Source organism: Bacillus sp. BD48, assembly GCF_046566805.1.
Taxonomy (GTDB): Bacteria; Bacillota; Bacilli; order Bacillales; family Bacillaceae; genus Bacillus; species Bacillus safensis.
This window is the reverse complement of sequence record NZ_JANGFM010000001.1, coordinates 558,333-579,110: the sequence shown is the minus strand read 5'-3', so window position 1 is coordinate 579,110 and position 20,778 is coordinate 558,333. Positions and strand designations below refer to the sequence as shown.

Annotated in this window: 23 protein-coding genes and 3 riboswitches; of the genes, 18 read left to right on the top strand and 5 right to left on the bottom strand. The window is 40.7% G+C overall.

Annotated features, from left to right (window positions below; translation table 11 throughout):
• Positions 1-11: 11 nt before the first annotated feature.
• From ACLGGR_RS02950 to ACLGGR_RS02935, 4 genes are all read left to right on the top strand, one after another.
• A complete protein-coding gene (locus ACLGGR_RS02950; RefSeq protein ID WP_142944622.1) occupies positions 12-626 on the top strand; it encodes a DedA family protein in 615 nt (204 codons plus the stop codon).
• A 77-nt stretch (positions 627-703) separates the two neighbouring features.
• A riboswitch (yybP-ykoY riboswitch) is annotated at positions 704-874 on the top strand.
• A gap of 31 nt (positions 875-905) precedes the next feature.
• Positions 906-1,697 (top strand): TerC family protein, encoded by a 792-nt coding sequence (locus ACLGGR_RS02945; RefSeq protein ID WP_142944623.1) that lies wholly within the window; start codon positions 906-908, stop codon positions 1,695-1,697.
• Positions 1,698-1,912: 215 nt separating this feature from the next.
• Positions 1,913-2,668 (top strand): RNA polymerase sigma factor SigI, encoded by a 756-nt coding sequence (gene sigI, locus ACLGGR_RS02940; RefSeq protein ID WP_003210952.1) that lies wholly within the window; start codon positions 1,913-1,915, stop codon positions 2,666-2,668.
• Positions 2,665-3,825: an anti-sigma factor domain-containing protein gene (locus ACLGGR_RS02935; RefSeq protein WP_410972459.1), complete on the top strand. Its 1,161-nt coding sequence runs from the start codon at positions 2,665-2,667 to the stop codon at positions 3,823-3,825. The genes sigI and ACLGGR_RS02935 overlap by 4 nt, the downstream gene beginning before the upstream one ends.
• 39 nt (positions 3,826-3,864) lie before the next feature.
• Here ACLGGR_RS02935 and ACLGGR_RS02930 read toward each other — a convergent pair whose 3' ends face one another.
• Together ACLGGR_RS02930 and ACLGGR_RS02925 are read right to left on the bottom strand one after the other, a co-directional pair.
• Positions 3,865-4,059: an alpha/beta-type small acid-soluble spore protein gene (locus ACLGGR_RS02930; protein WP_024424662.1), complete on the bottom strand. Its 195-nt coding sequence runs from the start codon at positions 4,057-4,059 to the stop codon at positions 3,865-3,867.
• 124 nt (positions 4,060-4,183) lie between these two features.
• Positions 4,184-4,900: a DUF1836 domain-containing protein gene (locus ACLGGR_RS02925; RefSeq protein WP_410972458.1), complete on the bottom strand. Its 717-nt coding sequence runs from the start codon at positions 4,898-4,900 to the stop codon at positions 4,184-4,186.
• 278 nt (positions 4,901-5,178) lie between these two features.
• Here ACLGGR_RS02925 and htpX point away from each other — a divergent pair, with 278 nt between their 5' ends.
• The 5 genes from htpX to ACLGGR_RS02900 all read left to right on the top strand — a co-directional run bounded on the left by htpX (position 5,179) and on the right by ACLGGR_RS02900 (position 8,533).
• Complete coding sequence (gene htpX / locus ACLGGR_RS02920; protein ID WP_024424664.1) at positions 5,179-6,078, top strand: protease HtpX; 900 nt, start codon at positions 5,179-5,181, stop codon at positions 6,076-6,078.
• Between the two features lie 155 nt (positions 6,079-6,233).
• On the top strand, positions 6,234-7,580 hold the full coding sequence (locus ACLGGR_RS02915; protein WP_142944626.1) for a TrkH family potassium uptake protein: 1,347 nt from the start codon (positions 6,234-6,236) through the stop codon (positions 7,578-7,580).
• A 97-nt stretch (positions 7,581-7,677) separates the two neighbouring features.
• Positions 7,678-8,196: a DUF421 domain-containing protein gene (locus ACLGGR_RS02910; RefSeq protein WP_410972457.1), complete on the top strand. Its 519-nt coding sequence runs from the start codon at positions 7,678-7,680 to the stop codon at positions 8,194-8,196.
• A gap of 6 nt (positions 8,197-8,202) precedes the next feature.
• Positions 8,203-8,367 carry a hypothetical protein gene (locus ACLGGR_RS02905; RefSeq protein WP_087975542.1) on the top strand — a complete coding sequence of 55 codons (165 nt, stop codon included), beginning with the start codon at positions 8,203-8,205 and terminating at the stop codon, positions 8,365-8,367.
• Positions 8,360-8,533, top strand: coding sequence for a hypothetical protein (locus tag ACLGGR_RS02900; protein WP_185907583.1), 174 nt, complete (start codon positions 8,360-8,362; stop codon positions 8,531-8,533). The genes ACLGGR_RS02905 and ACLGGR_RS02900 overlap by 8 nt, the downstream gene beginning before the upstream one ends.
• 226 nt (positions 8,534-8,759) lie before the next feature.
• On the opposite strand, the gene ACLGGR_RS02895 is transcribed toward ACLGGR_RS02900, so the two are convergent.
• Positions 8,760-9,779: an acyltransferase family protein gene (locus ACLGGR_RS02895; RefSeq protein ID WP_410972456.1), complete on the bottom strand. Its 1,020-nt coding sequence runs from the start codon at positions 9,777-9,779 to the stop codon at positions 8,760-8,762.
• A gap of 293 nt (positions 9,780-10,072) precedes the next feature.
• On the opposite strand from ACLGGR_RS02895, the gene ACLGGR_RS02890 reads away from it, so the two are divergent.
• The 3 genes from ACLGGR_RS02890 to ACLGGR_RS02880 all read left to right on the top strand — a co-directional run bounded on the left by ACLGGR_RS02890 (position 10,073) and on the right by ACLGGR_RS02880 (position 13,002).
• Complete coding sequence (locus tag ACLGGR_RS02890; RefSeq protein WP_142944627.1) at positions 10,073-12,283, top strand: PAS domain-containing sensor histidine kinase; 2,211 nt, start codon at positions 10,073-10,075, stop codon at positions 12,281-12,283.
• 1 nt (position 12,284) lies between these two features.
• On the top strand, positions 12,285-12,776 hold the full coding sequence (locus ACLGGR_RS02885; RefSeq protein WP_410972455.1) for a methylated-DNA--[protein]-cysteine S-methyltransferase: 492 nt from the start codon (positions 12,285-12,287) through the stop codon (positions 12,774-12,776).
• A gap of 88 nt (positions 12,777-12,864) precedes the next feature.
• A complete protein-coding gene (locus ACLGGR_RS02880) occupies positions 12,865-13,002 on the top strand; it encodes a hypothetical protein (protein WP_185907584.1) in 138 nt (45 codons plus the stop codon).
• 24 nt (positions 13,003-13,026) lie between these two features.
• Here the strand turns inward: ACLGGR_RS02880 and mtnA are convergent, their stop codons facing one another.
• Both mtnA and mtnK read right to left on the bottom strand, forming a co-directional pair.
• Positions 13,027-14,088 carry an S-methyl-5-thioribose-1-phosphate isomerase gene (gene mtnA / locus ACLGGR_RS02875; RefSeq protein ID WP_410972454.1) on the bottom strand — a complete coding sequence of 354 codons (1,062 nt, stop codon included), beginning with the start codon at positions 14,086-14,088 and terminating at the stop codon, positions 13,027-13,029.
• Positions 14,089-14,094: 6 nt separating this feature from the next.
• On the bottom strand, positions 14,095-15,288 hold the full coding sequence (gene mtnK, locus ACLGGR_RS02870; protein WP_410972453.1) for an S-methyl-5-thioribose kinase: 1,194 nt from the start codon (positions 15,286-15,288) through the stop codon (positions 14,095-14,097).
• Between the two features lie 80 nt (positions 15,289-15,368).
• Positions 15,369-15,526: riboswitch (SAM riboswitch) on the bottom strand.
• 164 nt (positions 15,527-15,690) lie between these two features.
• On the opposite strand from mtnK, the gene ACLGGR_RS02865 reads away from it, so the two are divergent.
• The 6 genes from ACLGGR_RS02865 to ACLGGR_RS02840 all read left to right on the top strand — a co-directional run bounded on the left by ACLGGR_RS02865 (position 15,691) and on the right by ACLGGR_RS02840 (position 20,738).
• Complete coding sequence (locus ACLGGR_RS02865) at positions 15,691-16,881, top strand: pyridoxal phosphate-dependent aminotransferase (RefSeq protein WP_251215564.1); 1,191 nt, start codon at positions 15,691-15,693, stop codon at positions 16,879-16,881.
• A 44-nt stretch (positions 16,882-16,925) separates the two neighbouring features.
• A riboswitch (SAM riboswitch) is annotated at positions 16,926-17,027 on the top strand.
• A 102-nt stretch (positions 17,028-17,129) separates the two neighbouring features.
• A complete protein-coding gene (gene mtnW / locus ACLGGR_RS02860; RefSeq protein WP_410972452.1) occupies positions 17,130-18,350 on the top strand; it encodes a 2,3-diketo-5-methylthiopentyl-1-phosphate enolase in 1,221 nt (406 codons plus the stop codon).
• Positions 18,351-19,046, top strand: coding sequence for a 2-hydroxy-3-keto-5-methylthiopentenyl-1-phosphate phosphatase (locus ACLGGR_RS02855; protein WP_142944633.1), 696 nt, complete (start codon positions 18,351-18,353; stop codon positions 19,044-19,046).
• Positions 19,010-19,648, top strand: a complete 639-nt coding sequence (locus ACLGGR_RS02850) for a methylthioribulose 1-phosphate dehydratase (protein WP_142944634.1) — start codon at positions 19,010-19,012, stop codon at positions 19,646-19,648. Before ACLGGR_RS02855 ends, ACLGGR_RS02850 begins: the two co-directional genes overlap by 37 nt.
• A 16-nt stretch (positions 19,649-19,664) precedes the next feature.
• Positions 19,665-20,195, top strand: coding sequence for a 1,2-dihydroxy-3-keto-5-methylthiopentene dioxygenase (locus ACLGGR_RS02845; RefSeq protein WP_410972451.1), 531 nt, complete (start codon positions 19,665-19,667; stop codon positions 20,193-20,195).
• Positions 20,196-20,495: 300 nt separating this feature from the next.
• Entirely contained in the window at positions 20,496-20,738 is a 243-nt protein-coding gene (locus tag ACLGGR_RS02840; RefSeq protein ID WP_034322108.1) for an aspartyl-phosphate phosphatase Spo0E family protein, read from the top strand.
• Positions 20,739-20,778 lie beyond the last annotated feature (40 nt).

The following is a 20,778-nucleotide window of genomic DNA, read 5'->3' as shown; positions in this document are numbered from 1 at the left end:
TGTGAAAGGGTTTGATAAACATCGAAGATTTTATTATTTCTTTAGCTGATGCCTTCAAGAACTTGTCATATTTTGGCATCTTCCTCGCATTATGCATTGAATTTGTACCTGCTGAAGTGGTTTTGCCTCTTGCGGGTTACTGGGTCTCTGAAGGGGACATGGCCTTTATCGGAGTTGTGGCGGCCGGCTCTATTGGCGGCGTGGCTGGCCCCTTGACCTTGTACTGGTTAGGACGTTACGGCGGCAGACCCTTTTTAAATAAATATGGAAAGTACTTTTTTATAAAACCTGAGTCGCTTGATAAATCGGATGCTTTCTTTGAAAAGCATGGCGGATTCGTTGCATTCAGCGGCCGGTTTATACCAGGGGTTAGGACGCTTATCTCTATCCCATGCGGTATTGCCAAGATGAATGTGTGGGTCTTTTGCCTGTATACGTTTTTGGCGATTACACCAATTACGTTTGTGTATGTGTATCTTGGGTTTATGCTCGGAGAGAACTGGAAAGAGGTTGGCACCATGTTAGATCCATATCTTTTACCAATTGGGATCGGTGTTGTGTTATTGTTTGTTCTCTACCTGTTGATAAAACGAAGAAAAAGAAAAACAGAAACGCCAACTGCTTAATCAATGGATCAGAGTGAAAGTCACCTGTTGACAATCCAGTGTCTATTGATTAAGATATAAGTAATCTAAATATTCTAAATCCCGCCAAAGGGGAGTAGCGTCCGGTTTTTACCGGAAACAAAGTCGTCATTACATGGACTGATGTTCATCGGCTTTGTTGGCATGATTCTACATATCACATGTCTAGCAAGACCTTTGCCATTACAGGCAAAGGTCTTTTTTGCATTCATAAGCCTTTGTCTGTTGTGGGACAATAGATAAAAACAAGGAGGAATGATGATGGATGCAGCCATTATTTTAGAGTACGGGTGGGTTCTGCTCGTACTGATTGGATTAGAAGGAATTTTAGCAGCTGATAACGCGCTGGTCATGGCCGTGATGGTCAAACACCTTCCTGAAAAACAAAGGAAAAAAGCACTGTTTTACGGACTTGCAGGTGCGTTTGTCATGCGATTTGGTTCTCTGTTTCTTATTTCATTTTTAGTGGATGTATGGCAAGTTCAAGCCATTGGCGCAATTTATCTTCTTTATATTTCCATTCACCATATTTTAAAATCGCACGTATTTAAGAAAAAGGAAACTGAAACAAACGTAAAACAAAGCGGCTTCTGGGCAACAGTCGTGAAAGTAGAGCTTGCCGACATTGCTTTTGCTGTAGATTCCATTTTAGCGGCCGTCGCTTTAGCTGTGACACTGCCGGCAACAAGTCTTCCGCAAATCGGTGGACTCGATGGCGGTCAATTTATTGTCATTCTTTTAGGCGGTATCATTGGTCTTGTCATTATGCGATTTGCAGCCACGGTCTTTGTGAAACTGCTCAAAACAAGACCGAGCCTAGAAACAGCAGCATTTGTCATTGTCGGATGGGTAGGTGTGAAGCTCACGCTTTATACACTGTCACATCCAGCCATTGGGGTCGTATCGTCTCATTTTATCCATTCAACATTATGGAAAGTCATTTTCTGGACAGTGCTTCTCGCAATTGCAGCTTTTGGCTGGTTTTTATCAAGTCCATCAAGAAAAGGCGGGCAGGAAAACGAGGAGAAACAAGAGGCACGCCTAGGAGAGTAGGTTTTTTGAAAGAAATATCATTTCATTTTCATAACACGTATATTACAAATAAGGGGGAGATACCCCCTTATTTCTTTGCTTTTAGACGAAACATTGTAAAGTAGATGACGACATACATGTCATAATTGAGTAACAGGAAATGAATTCCTCATTTCTTCCTTTGCGCTTCCCTCATAAATTAGCTATCATAAATGAGTAATATAGGGAGAACTGAGGTGAAACCATTGCTTAGCCTTTTGTTTAAAAAAGGAAAGAAAAAACAAACATTAGAGCAGTCGGCTATCAGTATTCAACAAGGTGATATCGAGCTGCAAAATGCATTAATAGAGCAATACAAACCATTTGTCGCTAAGACGGTTTCATCCGTTTGTAAACGATATATAGATGAAAAAGATGATGAATTCAGCATAGGCTTAATTGCCTTTAATGAAGCGATAGAAAAATACTCTGCCGAAAAAGGAAACTCACTGCTTGCTTTCGCAGAATTAATTATTAAAAGAAAAGTGATCGATTATATTCGAAAAGAAGCGAGAAATGCGCCAACGGTTCAAATGGACCTGCAAGAAAGTGAGAATGGCGAATACTCTCAAAGCATGATTGAAGCAGAGCTCTCAGCAAATGAATATAGGCGTTTAATTGAACAAGAACATAGAAGAGAAGAGATTGAACATTTTAAAGAACGATTGAAAGTATACGGTCTCACGTTTCAAGAGCTGCTCGAGCATTCACCAAAGCATGCAGATGCCAGGCAGAATGCCATTAAAGTAGCCCATACACTCGTTGAACACGATGAGCTGAGAACCATTTTATTTCAGAAAAAACAATTGCCCGTCAAACAGCTGGAAAAGCTAGTGGAAGTCAGCCGCAAAACGATTGAGAGAAATAGAAAATATATCATTGCGATGGCGATCATTATGACAGGTGATTATGTGTATTTGAAAGATTACCTTAAAGGGGTGCTTAATTCATGAGAAGAGGCATTATAGTAGAGAAAAACAAAAAATATGTCACGCTGCTGACCCCTGATGGACAATTTCTGCGGACAAAATATGAACAGCAAAACTATGAAATCGGCCAAGAAGTGACATTTCCAAATGAATCACGTCTCGAAAGAAAAAGAGCCGGTTTTTTTGACCTGCTTTGTTTACGTCCATTAAATGCGGGAATCCTATCAATTGCAGCGATTATTGTCGTAATTTTTACTATGATGCCATCTTTCTCAAGTCAAAAAGCATATGCATATATGACAATTGACATTAACCCAAGCTTTGAGCTGAAGCTTGATCACAATTATCAAGTGATCGGTGTCACACCGCTGAATAAAGATGCGAAGCAAGTATTGGCGAGTATGAAGGATTTAGAAAAAAATGACATGACCAAAGTCGTGCAGGAAATTATAGATGACTGTGACAAAAAAGGATATGTGAACGACTCTAAAAGTATTTATATTTCAACCGTTTATGAAAACAAGCAGGACAATACATATAAAACAAACGTAAAAAGCAAAATTAACACCATCTCTGGTGAATATCAAAAACGCAATTATAAGCTGGAAACTGTGGAAAGTGACCTGGAAACGAGAGAAAAAGCTCAAAAGGCAGGCATTTCAACAGGAACATATATTAGAAATCAAGAAATGCAAGACAAAGAACATGAAGACATCAAAAAGGATGAAGATGCAGCAGAGGATGATGCTGTGAAGGAAGAAGATCCTAAGAAACATGATGAAGAAGAAGCAGATAAAGACAAACAAGAAGAAGTAAAGCCAGACGATAGCGAAGAGATGAAGCCAGATCAAGAGGCTCCTGAAGCTGAGGACAAAGAGCAGAAGGAAGCAGAGAGGGAAGAGCAAGGATCTGTTCAAAAGCCTCAAAAACCTGATGATGAAAACAAAGACAACAAGATAAAGGAAGAAAAGGATCATTCTTTCGATAAAGACCAAAAAAAAAATCACTCAACTAATCCTGATGAGAGAAGACACTGGAACGGCACATCACGTGGTGATGCAGAAAAACACGCAAAAAAAAACGGCAGGGATCAGAACAATCCATCCGCTGAAAGGTCAAAAGGGAAAGGTGCACCGTTTCCTTATCGTGAGAACCGGCATGAGCACACATATCAACAATAAAAAAACGCCAGAATAGCTCCGGCGTATTTCACCATGTCATTATTTAGATTGATTACCCATTTGTGATTGAGCCTGTTGAACGAGTCTTTTTGTGATTTCACCGCCAACAGAACCGTTTGCACGTGAAACTGTATCTGAACCGAGAGTGACGCCAAATTCTTGAGCGATCTCGTATTTAAATTGATCTAAAGCTTGTTCTACTCCAGGAACAAGAAGTTGATTTCGATTTGCCATGTTCGTATTCCTCCTTTCACCTCATGTTTGTTGCGCCTTCTTATTTTGAAAAAAAAGCCGTACAATTATGCTGGCAATTGCTGTACAAAAAAACCGAGGTGATGAAGGTCACCTCGGTTCTTATTTATCCCTTATTCAGCTGCAGCGTATTATACATCATTTCTTGAGCTGTACTTTGCAAATGAGAAGTAAATACAGAGAAGACGGTAGAACTGATAATGCCTTTAATCAAATTCCATTGGCTCTTCGTCAATTCTGTAAACTCGTTTTGGAGCTTGTCTGTCTGCTCCTCGGTTATTTCTCGTAAATTTGTTTCCTTTAATGGAAATTGTGTATGGTGATAAATAAAATCAAGGACGTGCGCATATGCTTCATAAAAACGGATTGGACTAATAATATCATCTGTTCGATCTGTAATGGTGTTAAATAAGGCAGATAAGATCATACGAATGGCATCGAAGTCAAAAACTGATTTTAAATCCCTGACAATTAATAAAATAACGACCTGATCAATAGAGTACTTCTTGCCAAGCTCTGGATGGCCAATCATATCTTTAATATCACGTTTGATCCAATTTTGAATCGCCGTCGATTTAAGAGAAGTCAGCTCACACAAGTTGCCAAGCTCAACAATTTCATTTGTAGAAAGTCCATGCTCTGACTTTTGCTTCCGCCGTTCAAGCTTCTCAAAAAAAGACGGGATCTTTAATTCATCATAGTCATGATCCTTGCTATTTTTTACAGATAGTTTCAAAAGCTGAAGCGGAGTCAGATCTCCTTCTCCTTTTAGAGAATACAGAAGTCTTGTCATGTCAATTCTCGTTAATTTATAAGTAACCATGTTCCACCTCATTTGTACGTTAACACGTGATTATTGATCTAATTCAACATCATAGTCTCTTTTTGATAAAAATGCAAAATAAACTCAAAATCAGGCCGGCGCGTCACAATTTGTTCACTTTTCTGCTGGGTCAAATGTCATAAATATTGATGTGACGGGGCTTTAGCCGTTATGATAAACAGAGAAAGTGATTCCTTTTTCCTTGCAATTTGAGACGTTTATTTTTATAATTTTATTAATAAGTTCATTTGAACTTAATATGACAGCGGAGGTTATGTATGGGTAAGAGAATATTTCTGTTTATATTAACGAACATTCTTGTTATCACTACGATTGGTATTGTACTGTCGGTTATTAGTGCAGCAACTGGTGTTGGTTCTTATATAGGAGCAGACGGAAGACTTAATATCCTTTATCTTCTAGTATTCAGTGCAGTTGTTGGTTTTGTTGGCTCGTTTATGTCACTTGCAATGTCTCGCTGGATGGCAAAAATGATGATGGGTGTACGTGTGTTAAATCCAGAAAAGGATTCATTAACATATGATGAGCAGCAGCTTGTTGACCGCGTGCACAGACTATCAAGAGCAGCAGGTCTTTCTAAAATGCCTGAGGTTGGTATTTATCAATCATCTGAAGTAAATGCTTTTGCAACAGGTCCTTCTAAGAGAAGATCACTTGTTGCGGTATCAACTGGATTGCTTCATGAAATGGATGATGCAGCAGTTGAAGGCGTAATCGCACACGAAGTCGCTCACGTTGCAAATGGTGACATGGTGACGATGACGCTGCTTCAAGGGATCGTCAACACGTTTGTTGTGTTCCTTTCAAGAATTGCGGCATGGATCGCAAGCCGTTTTGTTTCACGTGAAGAGCTTGTGCCGATTGTTCACTTTATCGCTGTGATTGTCTTCCAAATCATTTTCTCTATCCTAGGAAGCCTTGTCGTGTTTGCATATTCTAGACACCGTGAATTCCATGCAGACCGCGGCGGAGCCGACCTTGCAGGTAAAGACAAAATGATTCATGCACTTCGTTCACTTGAGGCGTACACGTCAAGAATCAAAGATGATGATCAAACTGCGGTCGCTACACTGAAAATCAGCGGTAAACGAAAAGCTTCTCTTTTCTCAACACACCCTGATTTAAACGAAAGAATTAGAAGACTAGAAGCAAAATAAGAAAGACGAAAAGACATCGAAAAGACATTCTTTGACAGGATGTCTTTTTCTTTTTGATGAAAAAGAAAATAAAGCATAAAATAGCTTTAAAATCATGTCTCTTTTCATTAAAATGATAAAGGTATTCGAAAAGATAGATAAAAGAAGGAATGACAATGAATCCTATAAAAAAGCTAATTGACCGGCTGTCAGCGTTTCAGTTGATTGCCCTTTATTATTTTCTTGCTGTGACCGTGTCGCTTATTCTTCTCAGCCTGCCAGTGGCTCATCAAGAGGGAGTAAAATGGACATTCATTGATGCCTTATTTACAGCGGTGAGTGCTGTAAGTGTCACAGGACTCACTGTTGTCGACACCTCACAAACATTTAGTGTGACAGGGATGTGGATCCTTGCGTTTGTTCTGCAAATCGGTGGAATCGGCATTATGACGCTCGGTACCTTCGTATGGCTTGTCATGCGAAAAAGAATTGGGATTAAAGAGAGAAAGCTTATCATGGCAGATCAAAACCAGAGCAATTTATCAGGAATTGTGAAACTAATGAAGCAGGTCTTATATTTAATTTTGCTGATTGAGTTTGTCGGCGGTCTGATTTTAAGCATGTATTTTCTCAAATATTACGATGTGCAAGGGGCCTTCTTACACGGCTTCTTCTCAAGTATTAGTGCGACAACCAATGGGGGCTTCGATATTACTGGAAGCTCGCTTATCCCCTACAAAGATGATTATTTCGTCCAGTTTATAACGATGCTGCTGATCATTTTTGGAGCGATTGGCTTTCCTGTGCTCGTGGAAGTGAAGGACTATTTGTTCAATCAGGACCGAAAGCACGCATCGTTCTCGTTGTTTACAAAAATCACAACGATCACGTTCGGCGGCCTTGTCGTTGTTGGAGCGATTGGAATATATGCACTTGAAGCCGGGTTTAGCTTTGTAGGGAAAAGCTGGCACGAAATCTTGTTTTATTCTTTGTTTCAATCGACTGCAACAAGAAGCGGGGGGCTGACAACGTTAGATATTACGCAGCTGACGGAACCGACGCTTTTATTTTTATGTATGCTGATGTTTATCGGGGCTTCCCCAAGCTCTGTAGGGGGCGGAATTCGGACAACTACGTTTGCCCTTAACTTACTCGCCTTGTTTCATTATGCTAGGGGAAATAAGTCCATTAAAATCTTCAAGAGAGAACTTCATCAAGCGGATATTAATAAATCCCTTATGGTGACCATGATGGCCTTTATTTTGGTCTTTGGTGCTACATTCCTGTTATCCTTAACAGAGCATAATACACTTCTTGAAAATTTATTTGAAGTTTGCTCTGCTTTCGGAACAACGGGGCTGTCGCTAGGCATCACCTCAGATCTCACTGTGTTTGGTAAATGTATCATCATGGTTGTCATGTTTATTGGACGGATTGGCATTCCAAGCTTTTTATATTTAATAGGCCGAAGAGAAAGCGAAGCGAATTATCATTATCCGAAAGAGCGTGTCATCATTGGCTAAACAGCATTCAAATCGAATGCTGTTTTTTTATTTCCATTATCTAACTGGCTAAATCTCATGGGATGTTCGCAATCTATAGGTAAGAGGTGAACGAGACGTGCTGGATGTATTATGGAAAGCAATTGTCATGCTGCTAGTTGGTACCTTGCTGCTGAGAATAGCAGGGCCTAAATCCATTAGTCAATTAACTGTACAACAAACAGTGATTATGATTTCAATCGGATCGATTATTATCCAACCCTTTATTGAGCATAATTTACTTGAAACCATTTATGCAGCTACCATCTTTATTGTGGCACTTGTTATTATGGAGAAGCTGTCGATTCAATCGGATTTTTTTGAAAAATTGCTTTCAGGCAAATCAGTCGTGATTTTACAGGATGGTGAAATGCTTGATCATAAGCTGAAGAAAACAAGGCTCACAAGGGATCAATTTAAAATGCGTTTAAAGCAGCAAGGCATCACTGACATCAGCAGTCTCAAAAAAGCCACGCTTGAAGCCAATGGACAAATTGGCTATGAGTTAAAACCCGAGGAAAAACCAGTGACGGTCAAGCAAATGAAGGAACTTCTTGACCAATTAAGAGAAGAACTAAACCTGTCAAAAAAGGACTGAATTCAGATGAAAAGAAAAGCAGCGAAAAATGAAGCATTAACAAATAATATGACGCCGACAGAAAGCATGGCACATGATCAAGGACAAACTCAATTTGACGAACAATCAAGAGATCGTCAGGCAAACCGAAATTCTCATAAAGGGAAACAAGGGGGAGCATCTCGTGACTAGAAAGCATGTAAAGAGCAAAGAGATGAAGGAACATAAAAAGCCAATGGACCCAGATATTTTAGAAGAGGAATTTGGCAGTGAGCTTGGAGATATCAACAGCAGCAAATGGATTGATACGTTGGTGAAGCCAAAGAAAGATGCTGCATGTAATCAGAATAAAAAATAGAAAAAACGATCCATTTAGGATCGTTTTCAGCGTGTAGACAAACCCTCGCATTCGTTGTCAGGTCTGCGCTCCGGTGCTCACGAATGTCAAATTCGCTCCGCTCCGGTACTCGCCCTTCCTAGAATGCAAAGGTTTTCTATCACGCTGAAAGGAAGACAAAGGGCTAAAATAAAGATCATTTTAGCCCTTTGTCAACAATCTGAAACGATCCATGAAGGATCGTTTTTTATTTGATATAACTCCCTTGCCTGCCGGTGATCGTTCGCATGAGATTAGACATTTTGAGTTCGATCACTGGCTGTGCAACGGTTTTGACAAAAGTGCTAGACAGGGTAAAGGTTAACAGAATGGTTAGCAGCAATAAAATCAGTACACTTGCTGCATTTAGCGCCCAGTCATCAAACCAAGTGGTTCTTAGCAGCTTGATCACAAAGCCATGTAATAAATAAACATATAACGTTCTTGTTCCCCATTTTGTAAAGAAGAAACGGCGTGTTGGAACTAAAGCAAAGAAGCTGAATGTAGCGCCAAATGCAAGCAAATACCATGCCATTCGTTTCATCGCAGCAATCATTCCTTCATCTCCAAGAGAAGCATATGACTTTGAGCCAAATAAGAAGGAATAATCAAATTCATAGAAGTAGCAAAACAGGAACACAGCCATTAATACAAAAAGTGCTGCCAGCTTTCCTTTGCTTGTACGGATGAATTCAAAATGCTGCTTTTTTAAATAGAATCCAGCTAAAAACATAGGCAAAAAGACAAACGTACGTGATAAGCTGAGTGTATCGCTGATGCTGTCCACATAACCGACAAGTAAAGCAATCGATAAACTGACGATCATCGCCCAGTGGAACGGCAGTTTTGAAAAAGGAATGAGCAGCAAATTCCAAAAGAATAAACTAATTAAAAACCATAAAGACCATTGCGGATCAATTGGATTTAAATTGGCCATGCTTTGATCCTGCAAGAGATAATAGTAAACCGAATAGATCACCTGAAAGATTAAATATGGGATGATCAACTTAACGGCGACTTTTTTCATAAAGCCCGGTTTTCTAAACCCTTTTGCAAAAAAGCCAGAAACTAAAATAAAGGCGGGCATGTGAAAGGTATAAATAAACTTGTATAAATAGAGCATCCAATCATTATCATGAATGAATGATCGTAACAAATGACCAAAAACAACTAGAAAAATCAGAAGGAATTTCGCATTATCAAAATAACTATCTCGTGAAGATGCCATAACATCACCTTTCCTGCTCGATTTCAAACATAAATGTTCTAAGTGCACTGTTCCCTTATTTGCCTCATTCTAAAATACATTTTCGCTCAATTCGCCATTTGATGTGAAATTGTAGAATGGTTGTAAAAGAAGCGTAAGAAAAGTGAACCATTATACAATCCTGTCATCCAAATGAAATAAATGAGATAGTCTTCGTGTAAAAAGTTATCTTTTTTTATGAGTCGAATGAAGGAACAATGAAAATATTGTAGAAATATTGTAGAGGAATGAGGCTGGAAAAGGAGTGTAAGAGAATGACTGAAACGCTCGATGGCAATAGGTTAACCCCTGCGGGAGATATCAGAAAATTAGAAAAAGAGAACGAATATTTGCGAACTGAGTTAATGCAGCAAAAAATGCTGTTAAATAAGACGCTCGATGCCATTTTTATATTTGATCAGCACCTCAACATCATCCAAGCCAACGAAGCAACATGCAGGCTTGTACAGACACCGAAAGAAGACCTCCTCAATAAATCCGTTCTAGATTTCCTATACGGCATCCCGAAAGATAAAATTGAATGCTCACTCGATCTATTTTTTCGAAAAGGCACGTTAAAAAGAGAAATCTCCATTCAGCTGGAAAATGGCGAAACAAAATACATTGAATTTGTCGCAGAGCACGACACCATGAATCAGCAATATATCGTGGTCATGCGGGATATTTCCTCAAAGAAAATATTAGAACGAGAACGCTCCATGAATGAACAGCTGTTCAAAGATTTGTTTGACCGAGCCATTGACGGGATGGTCATTTTTGATCAGGATGGCTGCATAATCGATGCGAATCATTCTTTTTGTCAGAGCTTTGAGCTGCAAAAGACTGATTTAACTGATCGCTATTTACATGAATTTGTTGAAGAAGATAATCTTCCAGCCTTGCAGCACCTTTTAACGTCACTTAAAGAAACAGGGAAAGCAAAAGGAGAGCTTCCTGTTACTCTACAATCTGGCCAGCACAAATTATTCGAACTCACCATTACATCAAATGTGATGAGTGGTTTTTATATGTCCATCATGCGGGATATTACAGAAAAAAGGCTGATGGAAGAGAAGCTGTTAAAAAGTGAAGAACGCTTCAGAGAAATTTTCGAAAATGCAATGGATGCCATCATCATATGGGCCGACGATGGAGAGATTGTGAAAGCCAATGAATCCGCCTGCCGAATTTTTGAATTACCGATGCACTCACTGATTGGCAAAAAACTCACCGACTTTCTCGTCAAATCTGATAAGAGATATAGACCAACAAGAAGACGCTATATCCGGAACGATGAAATAAGGGAAGAGCTTTTGTTCAAAATGGCAAATGGACAGTATAAAGAGCTTGAGTTTACATCAAAGCATGCGGTATTAGAAGGCCAGCACTTAACCATTTTACGTAATGTAAGTGATCGAAAAAGAATGGAGCAGGAGCTGCGCGAAAGTGAGCTCAAATTCCGTAAAGTCTTTAATGGGTCAATGGACGGCATTGTTCTTTTTGATAATCAATACCGAATCATTGAAGTCAATCCATCTGCCAGCGAGCTGCTTCAATTGAAGGACGATCATTTAACAGAAATGAATCTTTTCCACATCCTTGCCCCTTATCAAATTGAAAATTTGGCTCAGCCTGCCGAGGCGATGTCATTAGATGAAATGGACAATGAGGTTCCATTTGTACTGAACCATCCAGATCAGCGTATACTGGAATTCTCTTTTAAACGCAACATTATCCATAATATGAATTTGGCGATCTTTAGAGATGTGACAGAGCGGAAGGAATTAGAAGAGCGGGTAAGAAAATCAGATACCCTTCATGTGGTCGGAGAGCTTGCCGCTGGAATTGCTCATGAAATTAGAAACCCGATGACAGCCTTAAAAGGCTTCATTCAGCTGTTAAAAGGAAATATAGAAGGGGAGTATTCGCTCTATTTCAATGTCATCACATCAGAGCTGAAAAGAATTGAATCCATCATCACCGAATTTTTGATTTTAGCGAAACCGCAAGCCATTGTATATGAAGAAAAAAATGTGGTGCAAATTGTGAAAGACACGATGGATCTCCTGCATGCACAGGCGAATCTTGGCAATGTTCAAATGCATCTCAATGTGCTGGATGAGATTCCGCTCATTTATTGTGAACAAAACCAATTAAAACAGGTCTTTATTAACATTTTAAAAAATGCAATTGAAGTCATGCCGCACAAAGGAAATGTCTATGTGAGCATTCAGCGGAAGGGCGAGGATCATATTGTCATTTCACTGCGTGATGAAGGCTGCGGAATGGCAGAGGATAAGCTAAAGCGTCTAGGTGAGCCTTTTTATACTACGAAAGAAAGAGGAACTGGACTTGGCTTAATGGTTAGTTATAAAATTATTGAAGAGCATCAAGGAACCATTGAGGTAGAAAGTGAGGAAGGCGTAGGAACCGTCTTCCATCTCACGCTGCCACTAAGGCAGCAGAAACAAGAAGGAGAGCAGTAACGTGTATTATACCGTCTATCACGCACCCATCGGGGCATTATACATACTAGAAAAGGACGGTGCCATCATCGAGGTGTTGTTTGATGATGAACCGTTTTTAGCAAAAAAGCAGGCAGCCAATCTAAAACAAGCAGATACGTCTGTCTTACAAGAAGCGAAAAAGCAGCTAGATGAATATTTCAAGGGTGAGCGTCAAGTATTCGATCTCCCGCTCAAACAAACGGGTTCTCCGTTCCAAGAGCAGGTGTGGGAAGCATTGTCGGCCATTCCATATGGTCAATCAAAAAGCTATGCAGACATTGCAGAAGCAATTGGTAACCCAAAGGCTGTGAGAGCCATCGGCCAAGCTAACAGAAGGAATGCATTACCTATTTTTATCCCGTGTCACAGGGTCATTGGAAAAGACCGGTCTCTGACGGGCTATGCAGGATCGAAGACAGACATGAAAGCGGTCCTGCTTGAATTGGAAGGCATTCCATTTGTTCAAAAATAAATCGATTGACCTGTTCCAAATGTTTGTCAAGCGACATATCCTTTTATTAAGCTAAAAAAGTTGGTTGAGGGAAAAAGGAGGCGCTGGCATGTTTTGGGGCAAAAAAGATAAAATGTATGCCGTTACGTCACTTTGTGTCAAAATGAACGTCTTGACAGAAGAACAGAAAAAAGAAATCTTAACAAAAACGAATCAAGAAACAAAAAAGCGCGGTGCTCTTAAGTGACAAGGACACGGCGCTTTTTCGCGATCAATGGGAGATGCTTTCTGCGAAAAGAGCATCAATCTCTTCTGCATAGTTTGATGTGATAATTCCTTTTTCTGTAATGATGCCTGAAATAAGATGATGAGGAGTGACATCAAAGGCGGGATTGAATACCTGAACATCAGGCGGTGCAATCGGGACGCCGTTTAATTCCTTTACTTCCAGCGGGTCGCGCTCTTCAATTGGAATATCTGACCCGTCGCGGGTGGATACATCAAAGGTTGAAAGCGGTGCTGCTACAAAAAACGGAATGTTAAAATGTTTGGCTAGAACGGCAAGACCTAACGTTCCAATCTTATTCGCAGTATCTCCATTACGGGCGATACGGTCAGCTCCAACAATGACAGCAGAAATTTGCTTTTCTTTCATCGTATGGGCTGCCATATTATCTGTAATGAGCGTCACATCCACGCCGCCTTGCATGAGCTCCCATGTTGTCAGACGAGCCCCTTGAAGAACAGGGCGTGTTTCGCATGCATAAATGTGAAGATCAAGATTTTTCTTTTTGGCTAAATAAAAGGGAGCAAGGGCTGTTCCGTACCGGCTCGTTGCGATGGAACCTGCATTACAAATGGTCATGATACGGTCACCTGATTTAAAGAGCTGAAGTGCATTTTGACCGATTTGTCTGCATGTTTCTTCATCTTCTATTTGAATTTGAATGGCTTCATGGACAAGGTCTGTTTTGGCTGCATTCACTGATGCTGCACGCTGAATGCGCTGCACAAGCCGGTCTAGTGCCCAGGCGAGGTTCACAGCGGTTGGACGAGCACTGTTTAAATATTCTTTTATCCGAATGACATCTTGTTTAAAAACATCCATTTCTTCTGTTTCAATGGCTTGCGCACTAAGCGCCAGTCCAAAAGCTGCTGTTATGCCAATTGCAGGCGCTCCGCGTACTTTTAATGTCACAATCGCATCATACACATCTTCTTTCGTATATAAATGCTCAAATACAGTTTCGGCCGGTAATTTTTGCTGATTTAAAATGTTAATACGGTTTTCTTCCCATTCGACAGAACGGGGGACTTCAAATTCTTTTGACAAAACCCGTCACTCCTTTACAGATGGCTGGAATAATGCGACGAGGTCAGACGCTGTTTCCACTGCATGATATTGTTTAATAAATGTTTTTCCGAGTGTCAGTGCTGCTTTTTTCTGCTGAATCCGTCTAGTTGGTGATGGAATCGCATCAAGATCAGCGGCATGAGCAAGACCAATTGTTCGGCGGATAAGCTCACAGCCGGCAAAGCCTGTCGCTTCTTTTAAAATCCGGTCAAACGTTGTTTCTAAAAAGCTGTCCGATACACTAAATGCTTCAATGCTGTCCTCTTTCCAAGCTTTTGTGAACACTTCTTTGAATGTTGCCCATACATTGACGACATGGTCAAAAAGCTGCTGCTGCTCGTGTTCATTCTCGCGAGATAAAGCATTCAGGAACAGATTAGCGATAAAGTGGCCGATATCGAATCCAAAGGGGCCGTAAAACGCGAATTCTGGATCAATGATTTTCGTTTCAGTCTCATTTGCAAAAATACTGCCTGTATGAAGATCTCCATGAACCAATGTTTCAGCTGATGTTAGGAAGATACGCTTTAATTCTGCTGCTCTAGCTTGCACTTCAAGGTCTGCCCAAAGCGCTTCTGCTGATTCTCTTAATTCTTCTTCGAAGTCATTTGTTTCACTATTAAAGAAAGGGTCTGTGAAGACGAGTTTTTCTGTGATATCACACAGGTCAGGGTTCGTAAATTGCTTCACAAATTGTTTTTTGATTTTAGGATTTGTAGCAAAGTCAGATGTGTAAAAAAGTGTTTTTCCTAAAAATTCGCCGACATGATCGGATAAATGCGGATATTGTTTTCCGGCAATTAGCCCTTTTCTGACGATTTCTAAGTGTGAGAGATCCTCCATGGCTGTCACTGCAAGAGCTGTATCTGAATAATAGACTGCTGGTACGAGGTGCGGCGCATATTCTGACTGCTTGATCAGGGCGGCACTTTCAATTCGTGCCCTGTCTAATGTAAGCGGCCAGCTCTCCCCAACCACCTTTGCATAAGGCAGCGCCTGTTTGATGATCAATCCTTTTTCTAGTTTGTGATCATAAATATGAAAGACGTAATTTAAATTCCCGTCACCAATTTCAGTACATGTCAAATGACTGCTTTCTTGGATCAAGCCGAGTCTAATTGCGAGTGCAACTGCCGAGCTTTCTGTTAGTTCTTCATATGATGCCGTAAGTGTAACCAATTGCTTCCCCTCCAAATCATATAAAAAAGCCTCTTTCTCCTGAGAGAAAGAGGCTTGATGGTGTGTATGCTCAAAGCCTCTCTTATCTCTCAGCACATACGTCTGATGGAATTAGCACCGTGCCCTATAAGACAATTGTCTTGGCGCTTTACTTGCTGCGCCCCACTTCACAGTGGTATTAACGGTCGGTTGCTGTTGGGGTCAAAAGGCCAAATCCCTCGCCCAACTCTCGATAAGAGAAATCAATATGTAATTGTTTCGTGTTTGTTTGCATTTCTTAATTCAAGATATTATCAGAGCTGCGCTTAACATGTCAATCTTTTTTCAAAATTGCTTTACAATTCATAAAACAATCCATTACAGTGATTGTATTGTCACGTAACTTGAATAGAAGGTGAAGAAATGGAATTCCAGCAATCAGATGTGTTGAAACAATTACCGAAGCAATTTTTTGCGTCCCTTGTCCAAAAAGTGCAGAAAAAAGTGAAGGAAGGGGCAGATATCATTAATTTGGGGCAGGGAAATCCTGATCAGCCAACTCCTCCGCACATTGTAAAAGCTATGCAGGAAGCGGTAGCAAAACCTGAAAATCATCAATACTCCTCATTTCGCGGAACAGCGAAATTAAAAAAGGCTGCTGCTGCTTTTTATGAAAGAGAATATGGCGTCACGCTTGATCCAAAGACGGAAATTGCGATTTTATTTGGCGGGAAAGCAGGGCTTGTTGAGCTGCCGCAATGCCTGCTGAATCCGGGTGATACGCTTCTTGTCCCTGATCCTGGTTATCCAGATTATTGGTCAGGTGCTGTGCTTGCTGGAGCTCATATGGTAACCATGCCGCTTCTTGAAAAAAATGATTTTTTACCTGACTACAATTTGCTCCCTGAGAATGATAAGAAAAAGGCAAAATTAATGTACTTAAATTACCCTAATAATCCGACGGGGGCTACGGCAAGCCGTTCATTTTTTGAAGAAACCGTTACGTTTGCGAAAGATCACAAGCTATGTGTTGTCCATGATTTTGCATATGGCGGCATTGGATTTGATGGAGAAAAGCCGCTCAGTTTTCTGCAAGTAGATGGAGCGAAGGAGACGGGAATAGAAATTTACACATTGTCTAAAACGTACAATATGGCAGGGTGGAGAGTAGGATTTGCAGCAGGAAATCCGTCAGTTATTGAAGCAATTGAGCTTTATCAGGATCATCTGTTTGTCTCCCTGTTTAAAGCCACTCAAGATGCAGCAGCGGAAGCCCTATTAAGCGATCAAACGTGCGTACAGGTGCAAAATGATCGATATGAGAAAAGGCGAAATGTGTGGATTGCTGCCTGCAAAGAAATTGGCTGGGAAGTCAGTGCACCAAAGGGATCATTTTTTGCATGGTTAAAGGTGCCAGAAGGATATACATCTGAAGCTTTTTCTGACTTATTATTAGAGAAGGCACATGTTGTTGTAGCGCCAGGTAATGGCTTTGGTGCTCACGGTGAAGGATACGTGAGAGTAGGGCTTCTAACAAGTGAGGAGCGGCTACAAGAAGCCGCTCAGCGCATCGCTGCTTTGAAGCTGTTTGAAAAAAAGCCATTGACAACATAAAAAAATGGTGCGATAATTCAGGCAATATTTAAGAAAATTGAATATTCTTATCAAGAGTAGGCAGAGGGACTAGCCCAATGAAGCCCGGCAACCGACTTCCATGAAGCACGGTGCTAATTCTTGCAGCAAGCGCTGAGAGATAAGATTCGGATGAATGACACGAAACAACCTCTTTAAGGCGCTCATGAAGCACTTGAAGAGGTTTTTTTATTGAACATATGCATGACGCAATCGAAAGGGGATTCCTAGTGAGTGAATTACTGGCAACATACGTATTAACACATCGAGAGGATGAACAAATAAATCGAAAAGCGGAGCAGATCGCGCTTGGTTTAACAGTTGGATCATGGACGGATTTGCCGCAGCTCAAAAAGGAGCAGCTTCAAAAGCATAAAGGCCGAGTTGAAAAAGTATCAGAAAAGGTTGCTCCAGCAGAAAATGGTCTTTATCAATCAGAGGTGACCATTGCTTATCCTGAGGCAAACTTTTCAGCTGATTTACCAGCTGTTTTCACGACGATTTTTGGAAAGCTTTCACTAGATGGAAAAGTGAAGTTAGTCGATATCCAATTTTCTGAAGAATTTAAAAAAAGTCTGCCAGGACCGGTATTTGGAATTGATGGCATACGAAAAAAGGTAGGCGTGTTTGATCGTCCATTATTGATGAGTATTTTTAAAGGCGTCATCGGCCGTGATATGCAGGATTTAAAAGAGCAGCTCCGTTTACAGGCATTAGGCGGGGTTGACCTCATCAAAGACGATGAAATTTTATTTGAAAGTCCATTAGCTCCTTTTGAAGAGCGAATAAAAGAAGGAAAAGAGATTTTGAAAGAAACGTATGAAGAGACAGGACACCGCACGCTGTATGCTGTCAATTTAACGGGCAGAACCTTTGACCTGAAGGATCGAGCGAGAAAAGCCGCTGAACTTGGGGCAGATGTGCTTTTATTCAATGTCTTTGCTTACGGCCTGGATGTCATGCAAAGCCTAGCTGAGGACCCAGATATTCCACTGCCTATTATGGCGCATCCCGCTGTGAGTGGTGCTTTGACATCCTCTCCTGAATATGGATTCTCGCATTCTCTTCTTTTAGGCAAATTAAATCGATATGCTGGCGCTGATTTGAGCCTCTTTCCCTCACCTTATGGGTCGGTTGCACTTTCTAAAAAAGATGCCCTTGGAATCTATGAAGCTTGCGTAAAAGAGGATACCGTTCAAAAAACATTCCCTGTCCCGTCAGCAGGCATTCATCCAGGAATGGTTCCAGTATTGATCAAAGATTTTGGAATTGATCATGTGATTAACGCAGGTGGAGGCATTCACGGACATCCGCGGGGAGCCATCGGCGGAGGAAAGGCATTTCGATCAATTATTGATGCAGTGATACATGAAGAGTCAATCCGAGATAAGGCAGCTTCCTGCCAAGACTTACAAGCGGCACTTGATCTTTGGGGAAGGGTAGCAGAATAAATGAAAAAACCAATTGTCTGTTGTGATTTTGATGGAACGATTACAAAAAATGATAATATCATCCGCATCATGAAACAGTTTGCACCGAGTGAATGGACGAAGCTGAAGGATGGTGTCCTGTCAAAGGAAATCACCATTCAAGAAGGCGTCGGGCAGATGTTTCAATTACTGACAAGTGATCAGAAGGATGCTATTCAATCATTTATTTTAGAGGATACAGAGATTCGAGAAGGATTTAAGCAATTTGTGGATGAGGTAAAAAAAGCAGATATTCCTTTCTATGTACTTAGCGGGGGGATGGACTTTTTTGTCTACCCTATCCTTGAAGGCATTGTCGATCGAGACGATATTTATTGTAATCATGCATCATTTGTGGGAGACCATATTCAGATTGAATGGCCGCATGCCTGCGATACGCAATGTCAAAATGGCTGCGGATGCTGCAAGCCCTCGATCATTCGAAAGCTGACTCATGAGGATGACTTCATCATCATGATCGGAGATTCAGTGACCGATGTGGAGGCGGCGAAACATGCGGATCTTACGTTTGCGCGCGACTACTTGCTCAATGAATGTCAAGAACTCGGGCTCGTACATAAGGAATATGACACATTTATTGATCTACACACGCAATTTGTTCAAATAAAGGAAGTGAAGGAATGGCAGACGCAAAGAGCAAACGCTGGCAGGAGCTAGCAGACGTTAAACGTGAACTGGCACAAAGAGACTGGTTTTTCGGAACAAGCGGTAATTTATCGATCAAGGTGTCGGATGATCCAATCACGTTTTTGGTGACGGCAAGCGGCAAAGATAAACGAAAAGAAACAAACGAAGATTTTGTGCTAGTGAATGCGGCAGGCCAGCCTCATGATCCGAACGAGCCGCTTAGACCATCAGCTGAAACACTGCTTCACACGTATGTGTATGAACGGACGAAAGCAGGCTGCTGCCTCCATGTCCATACCATCGATAATAATGTGATGTCAGAGCTGTATGGGGATAAGGGGGAAATTCGTTTTAGAGGCAACGAAATCATCAAAGCGCTTGGTTATTGGGAAGAGGATGCAGAAGTGTCCATTCCGATTATTGAAAATCCAGCTCATATTCCGCATCTTGCAGAGCAATTTGCAAAACATCTGACACTAGAGGCGTCATCTGGTGCTGTACTCATTCGCAATCATGGCATTACTGTCTGGGGAAAAACAGCCTTTGAAGCAAAACGAGTATTAGAAGCATATGAATTTTTATTTAGCTATCACTTAAAATTAGCGCTTTATCAACAGCAGCTTGTAAGATAAAAAGGAGGAAAAACACATGGCGACGATTTTGATTCATAACGAAGAGAACACATTACTGGAAAGCGAGCAAGAGGTAGCATCATATTTAGAAAACCAAGGAGTCATTTATGAGCATTGGGATATTGAAAAGCTGCCAAACCGTTTATCAGAAAAGTATGATTTAACCAATGAGGAAAAGGATGAGATTTTGACTGTTTTCCAAAAAGAAATTCAAAGTATATCTGAAAAAAGAGGGTACAAAGCGCAGGATGTGATTTCATTATCTGATGCCACGCCAAATCTTGATGAGCTGCTCCAAAACTTTAAACGTGAGCATCACCATACAGATGATGAAGTACGCTTTATTGTAAGCGGGCACGGAATCTTTGCTATTCAAGGCAAGGATGGCGTCTTTTTTGATGTGAGACTGAATCCAGGTGATTTAATTTCTGTGCCGCCAAACATTCGTCATTACTTTACACTTCAAGAGGATCGCAAAGTGGTCGCAGTTCGCATATTTGTCACAACTGAGGGCTGGGTGCCAATTTACGAGGAAGAAACGGTTTAATGATAGAGCTGATCATTCCGCATGAGGCGGAAGATCAGCTTTTTTTTAGGGAATTAGACATAAAATGAGAAAGAAAATAGTTGATTTTGATCTTCTGCATAGGATAAAATTCTGTTTAATCAATGTGTCAGTCCTGTCCAAATTTGAAGTTTACCCCCAAATTTGATTGGGTAAAAGGTCTTTAGGCTGTAAAAAATTAAATAAAATAAGCATATTTAATTTAATTTACAAATAAAGTATAATTTTGGTGTCGAATCATTTTGAGCATAGACAGTCGAAATCATTGCGGGAGCTGAGATCATGAATATTTATGTAAGGAAAGAACAATTGCTGATGTCCATTGATGAGAAGAGAAAACAAATGGTAGAGGCTGCTCAAGTGGAAGGGTACACTGGTGAGACGACAATTAAATATAGTCAAGAACTGGACAACCTGATGAATGAATATCAGCATCTTCTTTTTCATGAGAAACAATCTGCACCCTCCTTTCATGATCTTGTGTCTCAAATGAGTCTTCTATCTGTGAACCGTCCCTCTTATTGACATAAAAAACCGGTCTTGCATAAGCAAAACCGGCTGACAT